Raw genomic sequence first — 14,434 nt, forward strand, 5'->3', positions numbered from 1 at the left:
TTTCCGGCGGTACCGGGGCGAGGTCTTCGTTCGGGCTCAACCTGCCGGCGAATCGGTCTGGCGCAGCGTCGTGACCCAGATGACGCGCGCCGTCTGTTGGGTCGGATTGTCGAACATGTGGGGGACGATGCTCGGAAAGCGGAAGCTGTCGCCCGCTTCGAGCACATGGGCCTGGTTGTCCAGCCACAGCCTCAGGCTGCCGGAGAGGATGTAGCCGGCCTTCTCGCCGGTGTGCTGCAGGAAGTCGGTGCCTGAGGACGCGCCGGGATTGAGCGTGAGCTCGTAGAGTTCGAGCTGTCCCTTGCCTTCCGGGGTGAGCGCTTCCTTGACGACGCCGCTGGCGGTGAGCCGCAGCAGCCGCCTGTTGTTCTTGCGCACGATGTAGCGCTGCACATCGGCGGGATCGCTGGTTTCGAAGAAATAGGAGATGGGCACATCGAGCGCGATAGAGAGCAGGCGCAGCGTGCGGATCGACGGCATGGCGCGCGCGCGTTCGAGCTGGCTGATCATGCCGGTGGACAGTCCGGTCTTGTTGGCGACGTCCTGGATCGAGAGGCCGGCGCGCTGGCGCAAGAGCCGTACGGTCTCGCCGAGGCGCGCATCGACCGCATCCTCGGCCTCGGTCGTCGGGGCGTCCTTCGGACTATCGGTGTCGCCGCGACCATCCATGTCGCTTCTCCCATGCATCTGCATCGTCTCGGCCGCGGACAGAATCGGTCCGAAGCTTCAGTCGGAGTGAAAAGATCGCGCATACTAGCAATGCGATTGACAGCTGTATTTAGTCATGGTGAAATTTTGATCGAAAAATTTAGAAGCACTAAAGCCCACTCCTGTCCCCTTGCCGGGGTCTCGGGGCGCGGGAGAGGTGCCGCGTGCGGGAACGGAGACTGGTCATGGCAGACAGCACCGGCAAGTTCGGCGTTGGCGGATTGCATCATCTCGGCATTCCAAATCGGCGGCAATTCTTCCAGCTCGGCGCAGGCGCCGCAGCAGGATGGACGCTGTCGGGCAACGCCTTTGCCCAGACGGAACGCCCGAGCAGTCCGCCGGACAAGCCGCGCGGGCAAGTGATCGCGGCGCTGTCGCAGGAGCCGACCGTATTTCATCCCTTGATGCCCGGTATCGAGGTCGACCAGGGCATCTGGTGGCAGGTGTTCTCGCTGCTCTGGTACATCGATCCCGAGGGCAATTTCGTTCCCGATCTCGCCCGCGAAGTGCCGACCATCGAGAATGGCGGCCTGTCGGCCGACGGTCTGACCTGGAAAATCAAGCTGCGCAGCGACGTGAAATGGCATGACGGCACGCCGTTCACGGCCGAGGACGTGAAATTCTCGCTCGAGCTGATCAACGATTCAAATTTCCGCGCGCGCAGCCGCGTCGGTCATAGCCTCGTCAAAGACATCAAGGTCGTCGCGCCCGACGAGATCCATTGGCGAATGGAAGCGCCGTATTCGCCCTACATGTCGATCCTGGGTTCGCTGACCTTCATCGTGCCGAAGCATATCCTGGAGAAGGTGTCCGATCCGAACAGCTCGCCGTTCCACAATGCGCCCGTCGGCACCGGGCCGTTCCGCTGGGGCGAGCGTGTGCCCGGGGACCACATCCTGCTCAACGCGAACACCGGCTATCACGGCAAGGGGCCGTACGTCGAACGCGTCGTCTTTAAGTACATCCCCGATCTCACCGTGCTCTACACGCAATTCAGGACCGGCCAGGTCGACTACACCGGCCTGCAAGGCATCCTGCCGAACTTCGTGCAGGAGGCGAAGACGCTGAAGGGTCACAAGGTCGTCGTCTCCTCGACCTCCTCGGTGGAACATATCGCGCCCAATCTGGAATTCGGCCCCTTTGCCGACCGTGCGGTGCGCGAAGCGCTTTATCTCGGCATCAACAAGCAGGCGATCATCGACGCGCTCTATTACGGCCTGCCGACGCAGACCGAGACTTTCGTGCCGCAGCAGGCCTGGTCGTTCCAGCAAGGCCTGCCTCAGCACAAATACGATCCGGCGAAGGCCAATGCGCTGCTCGATGCCGCCGGCTGGGTGCGCGGCTCCGGCGGCGTGCGCGAAAAGGGCGGTGTGAAGCTCGAATTCACCAACTCGACGACCTCAGGCAATGCCGTACGCGAGCAGACCCAGCAATTGTTGATCCAGGACTGGCGTGCAATCGGCGCGGCGATGCGCGTCAACAACATGCCGGCCGCCGTGATCTGGGGCGATTTCTGGCAGCAATCGAAGTTCAACTCGGTGATCGTGGGCGTGAACTTCATGCTGGGCAGCGATCCTGATGTGACGCCGCGGTTCGGCTCCGGTGCGATTCCGGCCAAGGGCGGCCGCGGTTACAACACCTACCAATATCAGAGCGCGGAGGCCGATCGTCTTCTTGCCGAGGGCGCGAGGCAATTCGATCTCGCGCAGCGCAAGACGACCTATGGCGAGCTGCAAAAGCTGATCCGCAACGATCTTGCGATGCTGCCGCTGTTCCAGGGGTTCATCGCCGAGGGCGTGAAGGAGGGGCTGCAAGGCTTCCGCCCCAACATCAACACGTCGATCAATTGCTGGAACGTCCGCGAATGGTACTGGGCCTGATGAATCAGGCTGGCTGGATCGCCTGAGATGGCCCGTTACGTCCTCAACCGTCTGGCGCAGGCGGTGATGCTGCTGGTGATCGTCTCGGCGATCGGCTTTGCCATCCTGCATCTGGCGCCGGGTGGTCCACTGTCGCAATTCGCGGCCTCCGCGCAGATGACGCAGGAGGATCTCGCCCGTGTCTCCAAACAGCTCGGGCTCGATCGGCCGCTGCCGATCCAGTATCTCGACTGGTTCGGCCGCATGCTGAAGGGGGACTGGGGCAAGTCCTATCGCGACGGCGAGGCGGTGCTGTCGGTCATCTCCTCGCATCTCGGCGCGACGCTGGAGCTGATGATCACCGCGACCATCATCGCGGTGCTGCTCGGCTGCTGGATCGGCATATCGGGTGCGCTCCGGCGCTATTCGTTGTTCGATTCGCTTGCCACCGTCAGCGCCATGATCGCGCTGTCGATACCGACCTTCTGGTTCGGGCTCGTCACCATCTACGTATTCTCGGTGACGCTCGGCTGGCTGCCGGCGGGCAATCGCGAGACCGTCGGCGACGGGTCTTTCCTCGACCTGCTGCATCATCTGATCGCGCCGGCGATGGTGCTGGCGCTGGTCGAGACTGCGATGTGGGGTCGCTTCATGCGCTCCTCCATGCTCGAGGTGATCAACCAGGATTACATCCGCACCGCGCGCGCCAAGGGCATGCCGGAATGGCGCATCCTCACTGTGCACGCGCTGCGCAATGCGCTGCTGCCGATGATCACGGTGGCGGGCCTGCAATTTCCGACGCTGCTCGGCGGCGCGCTGGTGGCCGAGACGGTGTTCACCTGGCCCGGCATGGGCCGGCTGTTCCTGGATTCGATCGGCTATCGCGACTATCCGGTGGTGATGGGCATTCTGATGTTCTCGGCCATGATGGTGCTGATCGGCTCGCTGATTGCCGACATCCTCTACGCCGTCGTCGATCCGCGGATCCGGGTGGGCTGAAGCGATGGCGACTGCAGTGTTGTCCACCGTTCAAACCACGCCCAGCCAAGGCGCGTGGCGACGTTTCTGCCGGCACCGGCTCGCCTTGGCCGGCGCGGTGATCATTGTGGTCCTAGTCCTCGGCGCGGCGTTCGGGCCTTATCTCTTGCCGTTCGACGACACCTATATCGACGTCATGAAGCGGTTCGCGCCGCCGCTCTCGGGCGCGCACATCCTCGGTACTGACGAACTCGGCCGCGACGTGCTGGCGCGGCTGATGATGGGCGCGCGCATCTCGCTGTCGATCGGCTTCGTCGCGATGGCGATTGCGATGGTAGTCGGCATCGTCGTCGGCGCCTTTGCCGGCTTCTATGGCGGCGTCGTCGGTGCGGTGCTGATGCGGCTCGTCGATGCCGTGCTGTGCTTTCCGACCATCTTCCTGCTGCTCGCCCTGGCCGCGCTCACCGAGCCCGGTTTCGTCACCACCACCGTATTGATCGCGGCGACGGCCTGGATGTGGGTGGCCCGCGTCGTCGAGGCCCAGGTGCGCTCGCTGCGGGAGCGCGAGTTCGCGGTCGCCGCGCTCGCCTTCGGTTCGTCGAACCTGCGGATCATGTTCCGCGAGCTCGTGCCCAATGCGATCGCGCCGATCGTCGTGGCGGCGACGCTCAACGTCGCCAAGGCGATCCTGCTGGAATCCTATCTCAGCTATCTCGGCTATGGCATTCAGCCGCCGGCCGCGAGCCTCGGCAACATGCTCAACAATGCGCAGATCTATCTGACCAGCGCGCCGTGGCTTGCGATCGCGCCGGGCGTCGTCATCACGCTGGCCGTGACCAGCTTCAATTTCCTCGGTGATGGCCTGCGCGATGCGCTCGATCCGCGGATGAACATCCCATGAAACAACCGATGACGAGCAAGGTCTCGATCGAACCGAAGTCCAGGAGTGTCCCATGTCCCCGCCGCTCAACCGTATAAACAGCGACGAACGGCTGCCGGCGCAGGCCGATGTCGTCGTCATCGGCGGCGGCGTCATCGGTGTCTCTGCGGCCTATCATCTGGCGAAGAAGGGCTTGTCCGTCGCGCTGGTCGAGAAAGGCCATGTCGGTGGCGAGCAGTCGAGCCGCAATTGGGGCTGGTGCCGCCAGCAGGGCCGTGCACGCGAGGAGATTCCGCTGGCGCGCGAGGCGCTGCGGCTGTGGGAAGACATGCAGAACGACGCCGGCGTCGATGCCGGCTTCCGCCGCACCGGCGTGCTGTTCCTGACCAAGAGCAAGGACGAACTCGCCGGCTGGGAACGCTGGGCCGCGGTGGCGCGCGAGATGCAGGTGCACTCGACCGTGCTGACGCCGGCCGAGGTCGCCGAGCGCATGCCCGGGAATACCGATGAATGGGTCGGCGGCCTGCATACGCCGAGCGACGGCCGCGCCGAGCCGTCGATGGCGGTACCGGCGCTTGCGACGGCCGCGCGGAAGCACGGCGTCACCATTCACCAGGGCTGCGCCGCGCGCGGGCTGGAGACGACGGGCGGGCGCGTCAGTGCCGTCGTCACCGAGAAGGGCACCGTCAGAACCCAAGCGGTGCTGCTGGCGGGCGGCGCGTGGTCGTCGCTGTTCTGTCGCCGCCATGGCATCGAGCTGCCGATCGGCCTCGTCAACGCCACTGCCTGCCGGACCACGCCGGCACCGGAGATCACCTCAGGCGCGCTCGGCACCGATCTCTACTGCATCCGCCGCCGCCTCGACGGCGGCTTCACGCTGGCGCTGCGCAACCGCGGCACGGTCGAGCTGTCGCCCGACCTGTTCCGTTACGCCCGCACCTTCTGGCCGACCTATCAGCATCGCAAGAATGGATTGAAGCTGTCGTTCGGCAAATCGTTCTTCGACCAGATCATGCGCGGCACCAGCTGGAGCTTTGACAAGCCGTCGCCGTTCGAGACCGAACGCGTGCGCGATCCCGCGCCCGACATGTCGCTGGTCGGCGCGGCGCTGGCCTCCCTGATCAAGGCCAACCCGGAATTGAAAGACATCGAGATCGCGGAAGCCTGGGGCGGCACCATCGACTGCACGCCGGATACGATCCCGGTGATCTCGCCGGTCGACGCGTTGCCGGGCTTTTTCCTCGCCACCGGCTTCTCCGGCCATGGCTTTGGCATCGGCCCGGCCGCCGGCAAGCTCGCCGCCGACATCGTCACCAATGCAACGCCGCTGGTCGATCCTGCCGCCTACAGCCACAAGCGCATGATCGACGGCCGGAGGCTTGCGCCGGTCAGCCCGTTCTAAAGGCGCGGCATGACGGTTCTCTACAAGGCCAACATGGCGCGCGGCGCGGAATGGGCGCGCCTCTTCGCGGAGCGCGCGCCTGACGTGCCGTTCCGGCTGTGGCCCGACATCGGGAGTCCCGCTGAGGTTCGCTATCTCGTGGCGTGGGTGCCGCCGGACGATATCGCAACGACCTTTCCAAATCTCGAGCTGGTGTTCTCGGTCGGCGCCGGTGTCGATCAGTTCGACATCACGAAGCTGCCGCCGCATGTTCCGCTGGTCCGCATGATGGAGCCGGGCATCACGGATCGCATGGTCGAATATGCCTGCATGTCGGTGCTCGCATTGCATCGCGATCTCGTTCAGTTCATCGGCCAGCAGCGTGAGCAAGTCTGGCGCGAGCTGCCCGCGACCTACACGAGCGAGCGGCGTGTCGGCGTGATGGGGCTGGGCCTGCTCGGCCAGGCCGTGCTCGAACGGCTCAAGGCGTTCGGCTTCCCGCTGCTCGGTTGGAATCGTTCACTGCGCAGCATCGCGGGCGTCACCTGCTATGCGGGCGCGAAAGGCTTGCAGGATTTCCTCGGGCAGGCCGACATTCTCGTCTGCCTGCTGCCGCTGACATCGGAGACGCGCGGCATTCTCAACGCAGATCTGTTCGGGCGGCTGCCGCGCGGTGCGCGGCTGCTTAATGTCGGGCGGGGCGGGCACCTGGTCGAGGCCGACCTCATCGCGGCGCTCGATAGCGGGGGGCTGTCGGCCGCCGTGCTCGATGTCGCCGAGCCGGAGCCGCTGCCGGCGGGCCATCCGTTCTGGAGCCATCCGCGCATCCTGCTGACGCCGCACATCGCCAGCACGACGAAGCCGGAGACCGCGGTCGACTACGTGCTCGACACCATCGCGCGCCACGGCCGTGGCGAGGAATTGCCGGGGCGTGTCGACCGTGACCGCGGCTACTAGGGTTCTTGCATGAGCATAAGCGCAAGCAGTCCTGACCGAGTCGCCGCCGACGCGCAGGCGCCGGTGCTGTCGGTCGAGGGCCTGACCACGTCCTTCATGCTCGAACGCCAATGGATTCCCGTCGTCCGCAACGTCTCCTTCGCCATCGCGCCACGCGAGACCGTGGCGATTGTCGGCGAATCCGGTTCGGGCAAGAGCGTCACCGCGCTGTCGATCATGCGGCTCATCCCGAAAGAGATTGGCCGCATCGAGGGCCGCATCACGCTCGCCGGCCGTGATCTGCTGGCGCTCCCTGAAACGGGCATGACGGACATCCGCGGCAATGAGGTCGCGATGATCTTCCAGGAGCCGATGACGAGCCTCAATCCGGTGCTCACGATCGGTTTCCAGATCGCGGAAGCGCTGATCCAGCATCGCGGCCTGTCGCGCGCCGCGGCCGAGGCCGAGACCATCCGTCTGCTCGATCGCGTCCGCATTCCCGCGGCCAAGTCGCGCTTCCACGAGCATCCGCACCGTTTCTCCGGCGGCATGCGCCAGCGCGTGATGATCGCGACGGCGCTGGCCTGCAAGCCAAAGCTCCTGATCGCGGACGAGCCGACCACCGCGCTCGACGTCACCATCCAGGCGCAGATCCTGGAGCTCTTGAAGGAGCTTCAGCAGGAGGAGGGGATGTCCATCCTCTTCATCACGCACGACATGGGCGTGGTCGCGGAGATCGCCGACCGCACTGTCGTGATGTATGGCGGGCAGGCGGTCGAGACGGATGGGACCGCGCGCATCTTCGCGGCGCCCTCGCATCCCTATACCCGCGCGCTGCTGGCGGCCGTGCCGCGGCTCGGCTCGATGGATGGCCGTCCGCGCCCGATGCGTTTTCCGATCGTCGACAAGGTCACGGGCACCTCGGACGAACCGGCCGAGACGCCCGACACGGTCTCGACCGCGGAGCGGCCGTTGCTGGAAGTGTCGAACCTCACCACGCGCTTTCCGATCCGCTCGGGTCTGTTCGGCAAGGTCTCGGGCCGCGTCCATGCGGTCGAAAACATCTCCTTCACCTTGCGCGCCGGCGAGACGCTGGCGCTGGTCGGCGAGTCCGGTTGCGGCAAGTCGACCACGGGCCGCTCCATCCTCAAGCTGACCGAGCCCGACAGCGGCACGGTTCTGATCGACGGCCAGGACGTGCTCGCCATGAACGGCCGCACCTTGCGTGAGTTCCGCAAGCACATGCAGATCGTGTTTCAGGATCCGTTCGCCAGCCTCAATCCGCGCATGTCGGTGGGCACGGCGATCGCAGCTCCGCTGCTCGCCAACGGCCTCGCGACGGCACCGCAGGCGCGCGACAAGGTCGCCGATCTCCTGGTGCGCGTCGGCCTCACTGCCGACATGGCCGCGCGCTTCCCCCACGAATTCTCTGGCGGCCAGCGCCAGCGCATCTGCATCGCACGCGCTCTCGCGCTCGGACCAAAGCTGATCGTGGCGGACGAGGCGGTTTCGGCGCTCGACGTCTCCGTCAAGGCGCAGGTCGTCAATCTGATGCTCGACCTTCAGGCCAGCATGGGCCTCGCCTATCTGTTTATTTCCCACGACATCGCGGTAGTCGAGCGCATGAGCCACCGCGTCGCCGTGATGTATCTCGGCGAGATCGTCGAGACCGGCCCGCGCGCAGCCGTGTTCGGCAACCCCCAGCATCCCTATACGAAGAAGCTGATGGCCGCCGTGCCGGTGCCGGATCCGTTGCGCCGCGGCGCGAGGCGCAACGTCGCCAACGACGAGATCAGAAGCCCGGTGCGCGCGCCGGACTACCAGCCGCCGGTGCGACAATATCGCGAAGTCTCGCCGGGGCATGTCGTGCAGGTCTGGGGCGAGGAGTGGTCGGTCTGACTGCGAGCTTCACACGTCCTCCGGAGATTGTGACCGGATGGAGAGGCAGAGAACAGCAATCTGTGAACCGCTTCATAGTCCTTCCGTCGCGTTTTGAACTACCACTCCCGCAAGAAATTGCCGCACCCGGCGCTAGCTGACAGACACGGGTGAGTTGCAATGTCTGCGCAGCCGCGTGCTCGCAGCTTTGGATTGGCTCTCGTCTTCGCGAGCAAGTCAGTCCCATCACTCAGCACAGATCTTTCTGAACCTGGAAGGGCATCGAGAACCGCGTCCCGGCAGATTCTATTTGGGGTCGGCCAGTAGGCTGCCAATTACTCAGAAGGAGCCCCTCATGAAGGTAAGCAGCACAATTTCCAGCGCATTTTCCCTCACACGGTACGTGGGCGGTCTTCGGATCGCCCGCTCCAGTCTGATCAAGTCGGCCCATATCCTTGAAAGAATCGGGCTGGCGGCCGTAGGAGCGTCCTGCGGCCTCTATGTGGGTGCGACCCTGTTGCGTCAGAAGGACGGACTGTTTGAAAGCGGCTGGATCGTGCTGATAACAATGCTGTACGGCGCTCTGAGCTATTACGTCGGGATAGACCTCTGCGGCAATGTCGCACGGCGGCCGAAGTTGGGTATCTCGGAAGAATGGAACGGTTCCGAGCCGGCTGAAATTATGAGTGCGGCCGGAACGTTCGGCGCGGCGATTGCCGCAGCTCTGTCCGTCAGTATTCTTGTCCTTGATCAGGATCTATCGAACGCTCTGACAGGTTTTGTTGCGGGCTGTTGGGCAGTCGGCTCTTCGCTTCAGGTTGCGGCGGGCACTATGGCTCGCAGCCATGAAGCACCGACAAACGAGCAATGAAGGTATTGCGCGCACGAAAGATGGTCGCGTGGCGTTGTATGCGACCAAAAGCCAGCAGCGCTGATCGGCTTCAGATCTGGAGTGAGGTCGTGACGAATTGCCGCAACCCCCGCCGTCAAACGCTGCGCGCCAACAATGTTGGACGCGCAGCCGTTCGCATCGAGCCGCGTCTCGACGGAAACGTCATCGGTAACGAGTAACCTAATTTTCGCAAAACAAAACAAGGCGTGCCATCATAGTGCCGTTGGCATATTGTCTCGGCGCGGCCGTGGTCCAAGTGTCTGCTAATTGCCAGCCATGAGATGGGTGAGCCATGCAGATTGCGGAGTGGCTCGGGAAGCTCGGGCTTGGGCAATACGCGGAGCGTTTTGCCCAGAACGGGATCGATGTGGACGTCCTCCCCGAGCTGATGGACGAGGACTTTGACAAGCTTGGAGTCCTGCTCGGTCATCGCCGCAAAATGCTGCGTGCCATCGCCGATCTCGATCCGGCCGCATTGATTGCATCGCCGGCTCCCGCTCACGACGCCGAGCGGCGCCACCTCACCATCATGTTCTGCGATCTGGTCGGCTCGACTGCACTCTCGGCGCGTCTCGATCCCGAGGATATGTGGGAGGTGATCCGGACCTACCGCGCTGCGTGCGCGCGCGTCATTGCCGCTTACGACGGAAGGATAGTCAGGTTCGTCGGTGACGGAATACTGGTCTATTTCGGCTATCCGCGAGCCCACGAAGACGATGCGGAGCGCGCAGTGCGCACCGGTCTCGACATTATCTCCGCAATTCGTCAGCTCAAGATAGGCGCCGGCGAACGGGTTGAGCTGCGGATTGCAATTGCGACCGGGCTGGTGGTGGTCGGCGATCTCATCAGCGGAGATGCGTCAGAGGAGAACGCGACCATCGGCGACACGCCAAACCTCGCTGCCCGGCTTCAGAGCCTTGCCGAGCCGGGGGTGGTCGTCGTTGCGTCATCCACTCGCCGGCTGCTTGGGGATCTCTTCGCTTTTCGCAATCTAGGCCGCCGTGAAGTCAAGGGGATAGGCGAGCCCATCGCGGTGTGGGCGGTGGAGGGAGCGACCGCATCCGAGAGCCGCTTCGAAGCGGTCCGTGCCGCGCGCTCGATCGGCTTTGTCGGCCGCAAGGATGAGATCGAATTCATTCTCTCGCGCCAGCGGAAGGCATGGCAGGGCCAGGGCCAGATCGTATTGATTTCCGGCGAAGCAGGCATCGGCAAGTCGCGCATCGTCGCAACGCTGTCCGAAAGTCCCTCGTTGGGGACGCATCGTCGGGTTCGGTATCAGTGTTCGCCTTACCATACAAACAGCGCGCTTCACCCGTTCGTCGCGCAGCTCGAACGCGCCGCCGGAATCCGCTCGCACGATACGCCGGAACAAAGGCTCGACAAGCTCGAGGCCATGCTGGCGCTTGGAACCCAGCAGGTCGCTCGGGCGACACCGCTCATTGCGGCTCTGCTTTCGATTCCAACCGGCGACCGTTGCCCGCCCCTTGGCTTAAGTCCGGCGCAGCAGCGGCGACAGACATTTGCCGCCCTTCTCGATCAGCTTGAAGGGTTGGCGCGAGGTCAGCCTCTGCTTATCATCTGCGAGGATTTGCATTGGGCCGATGCCACGACTCTCGAGCTGTTTGATCTCGCGGTCGATCGGATCAGGGCGTTGCCGATCCTCGTGCTCATGACATCCCGGCCGGAATTCGAGCCTTCCTGGTCGGGCCTTGCCAATGTCAGCCTGTTGCGGCTCGACCGGCTCGATCGGCAGGACACTCGCGCGCTGGTGGAACAGGTGGTTGTCGGCCGCCAGCTGCCACGCGAGATGATGAAGCAGATCATCGACAGGACGGATGGCGTCCCGCTTTTCGTCGAGGAACTGACCAAGATGGTGCTGGAGTCCGGCCTGCTGGTCGAAGATGCCGGGCGCTATCGCCTGAATAGTCCGCTCCCGCCGCTCGCTATTCCCGCCACGCTACAAGATTCGCTGATGGCGCGGCTCGACCGGCTCGCTCCAGTCAAGGAGGTGGCGCAGATCGGCGCCGCCATCGGCCGCGACTTTTCATACGCGCTGTTGAAATACGTGGCGGGACGCGATGATCTGACGCTGAGTGCCGCGCTGGAACAACTTGAAGAGGCCGAACTGCTGCTGCGCCGTGGAGCTCCGCCCGACGCAAACTATAGTTTCAAGCATGCCCTTGTTCAGGAAGCGGCCTACGAGAGTCTGCTCAAGAGCAAGCGGCAGCTGCTTCACACGAGAATTGGCGAGGTCCTGCGTGAGAGGTTTCCCGTCGTGGCGGAGACCGAGCCGGAAGTTCTGGCGCGTCACTTCAGTGAAGCGGGGGTGAGCGAGGTCGCCCTCGAATGGTGGCGCAGGGCGGGCCAGCAGGCGCTGAAGCGCTCTGCCTATTCCGAGGCGGTCGCACATCTAGGCAAGGCCGTTGCGATCGCTGACGAACTGCCTGACGAGCCCCGCCGGATGATGACCAGGCTACATCTTCAAATCTCATATGGCCGTGCACTGAGGGGGAGCCTCGGGCACAGCGCTCCCGAAACGATCTCGGCATGGACGCGTGCGCGCCAGTTCGCCGCCGACATTGATGATCCCGTTGAACTTGCGCCGGTTCATTCGGGCCTCTTCAATGCCTGCCTGACGCATGGCGAATTCGCTCCGATGCGGGAGCTGGTGGATACCATCAGGAGCGCCGCTGACCGACGACCGGACTCGTCGGTGGCGGCTGTGGTTGCCCATTGGACGGACGGCGTCACCTGCTGGTTCGGCGGCGAATACGTGAATGCGCGAACGCATCTTGAGCAGGCGCTGGCCATCTATGGTGCCGAACCGGATCCCGCGACATTCCGAGCCTCGGCGTTGGATCTGCCGTTTGTGATCATGAGATTCCTTGCCCTGGTGCTCTGGCCGCTCGGAATTACCGCTCGCGCACGCAAGCTCGCCGCCGAAGCGGTGGGTGCCCCGGGGGAGACCCGGGCGCTCTCCCGGGCCAATGCGCTGGTTCATCGCGCCGTGTTCGATGGGGTCTGCGGCGGCATGTTGCAGCAAACAGAGACGATCCTGGCGCTCGGTCTCGCGCGCGACCACACGATGCCGCTGTATGTGGCCGCGGGCACCTACCTGAATGGCCTCGCCAAGTGGCGTGCAGGCGACCGAATGGCCGGACTGGCGGACATGCGGCACGGCTGGACTTTGCTGCACGAGAACGATTGTTATCTCTGCGAACCATTTTGGGGGATGCACGTCGCCGTGGCGAATGCAGAGGTGGGCGAGGTCGGAACGGCGCTGGAAATCCTGAACGACGTGATCGCCCGGACCGCACAGTCCGGCCAGCATTGGCTTGATGCCGAGCTGCATCGTGTCCGCGGAAGACTTTTGTTGCGCTATGGTTCTTCGGACGAATCCAGTGCCGAAGACGACCTCAAGCGATCGATCGAGATCGCGCGACACCAGCAGACGAAGACCTTCGAGCTGCGCAGTGCCCTTGGACTTGCCCGCCTGCACAAGGCAAATGGCCGGGCAGGTGCGGTATCCGAAGTGCTCGCGCCCGTGCTCGCTCAATTCGAAGCGCAGCATGGCCTTCCTGAGCTCGTGGAAGCGAAAGAGCTGCTCGCGCAAGAGCATTAGACACGCGCCGTCTCCCTGGCAGGCCGTGTTGGCGGCTGGGAATGATGATCACGAATTCACGTGCACGAAATCCCGCAAGAGCGGGTAGATCTCGTTGTTCCAGCGCTTGCCGGAGAACACGCCGTAATGGCCGACGCCGGCCTGCATGTGGTGGACGCGGCGATAGGCGCGCACGCTGGTGCAGAGGTCTTGCGCGGCGAGCGTCTGGCCGATCGAGCAGATGTCGTCCTTCTCGCCCTCGACCGTCATCAGCCCCATGCGGCTGACGGCCCTGGTGTCGACGGGACGGCCGCGATGCATCAGCTTGCCCAGCGGCAAGAGGTGTTCCTGGAACACATCGCGCACGGTCTCGATGTAGAACTCGGCCGGCAGATCCATCACCGCGAAATATTCGTCGTAGAAGGTCTTGATGCTCGCGGCTTTCTCCTTCTCGCCCTTGGCGATGTGGTTGGCGAGATCCATGTGTTGCTTGATGTGGCGCTCGAGATTCATCGAGACGAAGGCGGTGAGCTGCACGAAGCCGGGATAGACTTTGCGGTACGCGCCGCGGCACTGCACCGGCACATAGTTGATCAAATTGCGCTCGAACCATTCGATCGGCTTGCTCTTGGCGAACGCGTTCACCTTGGTCGGCTGGATTCGCGTGTCGATCGGCCCCGCCATCAGCGTCAGCGTCGCGGGCCGCGAGGGATGGTTGCCCTCGCACATGATCGCGGCGGCGGCGAGCGCCGAGACCGACGGCTGGCAGATCGCCACCATATGCGGGCGCGGGCCGAGCTGGCCGAGGAAGTCGATCAGGTGCTCGGTGTAATCGTCGAGCCCGAAGCGGCCCTCGCTGCGCGGAATGTCGCGCGGGTTGTGCCAGTCGGTGATGTAGACGTCGTGGTCCTGCAGCAGCGTCTTCACGGTGCCGCGCAGCAGCGTGGCGAAATGGCCGGACATCGGCGCCACCAGCAGCATGCGCGGCTGCTCGGCGACGCCGTCTTTCCTGAAATGCAGCAGCGAGCCGAACGGCGTCGCGTAGGCGATCTCCTCGGTGACGCCGACCTCGCGATTGCCGACCCTGACGCTATCAATGCCGTAGGCCGGACGATCATAGGTGAGGGTGGAGCGCGAGATCAGCTCCAGCGCCGCCGAGAGCCGGCCGACGACCTGGTCCGACATTCCCTGCGGCACCAGATTGAGGAATTTGAGCGCAGACGAGGCGCCCGCCCGAAACGGTGCCGTCAGGTCCATCTGGTTCTGAAACGCCTGATAATACATCGACATCATACGGAAGCGCCCATCTATCCCCCACCGT

Annotated in this window: 10 protein-coding genes; 8 read left to right on the top strand and 2 right to left on the bottom strand. The window is 64.1% G+C overall.

What is annotated here, in order from left to right; genetic code table 11:
* Positions 1 to 36: 36 nt before the first annotated feature.
* Positions 37 to 669: a helix-turn-helix domain-containing protein gene (locus tag XH89_RS07920; RefSeq protein WP_194466532.1), complete on the bottom strand. Its 633-nt coding sequence runs from the start codon at positions 667 to 669 to the stop codon at positions 37 to 39.
* 224 nt (positions 670 to 893) lie between these two features.
* Between XH89_RS07920 and XH89_RS07925 the strand changes: the two genes are divergently transcribed.
* The 8 genes from XH89_RS07925 (at position 894) to XH89_RS07960 (ending at position 13,134) form a co-directional block, all read left to right on the top strand.
* Positions 894 to 2,588, top strand: a complete 1,695-nt coding sequence (locus XH89_RS07925; RefSeq protein WP_194466533.1) for a peptide ABC transporter substrate-binding protein — start codon at positions 894 to 896, stop codon at positions 2,586 to 2,588.
* A gap of 27 nt (positions 2,589 to 2,615) precedes the next feature.
* Positions 2,616 to 3,566, top strand: coding sequence for an ABC transporter permease (locus tag XH89_RS07930; protein ID WP_194466534.1), 951 nt, complete (start codon positions 2,616 to 2,618; stop codon positions 3,564 to 3,566).
* 4 nt (positions 3,567 to 3,570) lie between these two features.
* Positions 3,571 to 4,446: an ABC transporter permease gene (locus XH89_RS07935; protein WP_194466535.1), complete on the top strand. Its 876-nt coding sequence runs from the start codon at positions 3,571 to 3,573 to the stop codon at positions 4,444 to 4,446.
* Positions 4,447 to 4,498: 52 nt separating this feature from the next.
* Positions 4,499 to 5,827, top strand: a complete 1,329-nt coding sequence (locus tag XH89_RS07940; protein ID WP_194466536.1) for an FAD-binding oxidoreductase — start codon at positions 4,499 to 4,501, stop codon at positions 5,825 to 5,827.
* A 9-nt stretch (positions 5,828 to 5,836) separates the two neighbouring features.
* The gene (locus XH89_RS07945; RefSeq protein WP_194466537.1) at positions 5,837 to 6,763 is read left to right on the top strand and encodes a glyoxylate/hydroxypyruvate reductase A; all 927 of its coding nucleotides are present in this window, start codon (positions 5,837 to 5,839) and stop codon (positions 6,761 to 6,763) included.
* A 9-nt stretch (positions 6,764 to 6,772) separates the two neighbouring features.
* Positions 6,773 to 8,641 (top strand): ABC transporter ATP-binding protein, encoded by a 1,869-nt coding sequence (locus XH89_RS07950; RefSeq protein ID WP_194466538.1) that lies wholly within the window; start codon positions 6,773 to 6,775, stop codon positions 8,639 to 8,641.
* 334 nt (positions 8,642 to 8,975) lie between these two features.
* Positions 8,976 to 9,491: a hypothetical protein gene (locus XH89_RS07955; protein WP_194466539.1), complete on the top strand. Its 516-nt coding sequence runs from the start codon at positions 8,976 to 8,978 to the stop codon at positions 9,489 to 9,491.
* A gap of 313 nt (positions 9,492 to 9,804) precedes the next feature.
* The gene (locus XH89_RS07960; RefSeq protein ID WP_194466540.1) at positions 9,805 to 13,134 is read left to right on the top strand and encodes an adenylate/guanylate cyclase domain-containing protein; all 3,330 of its coding nucleotides are present in this window, start codon (positions 9,805 to 9,807) and stop codon (positions 13,132 to 13,134) included.
* Between the two features lie 48 nt (positions 13,135 to 13,182).
* Here XH89_RS07960 and XH89_RS07965 read toward each other — a convergent pair whose 3' ends face one another.
* Entirely contained in the window at positions 13,183 to 14,406 is a 1,224-nt protein-coding gene (locus XH89_RS07965; protein WP_194466541.1) for a polyhydroxyalkanoate depolymerase, read from the bottom strand.
* Positions 14,407 to 14,434 lie beyond the last annotated feature (28 nt).

It is taken from the genome of Bradyrhizobium sp. CCBAU 53340, from assembly GCF_015291645.1.
In the GTDB taxonomy this organism is placed as follows: Bacteria; Pseudomonadota; Alphaproteobacteria; order Rhizobiales; family Xanthobacteraceae; genus Bradyrhizobium.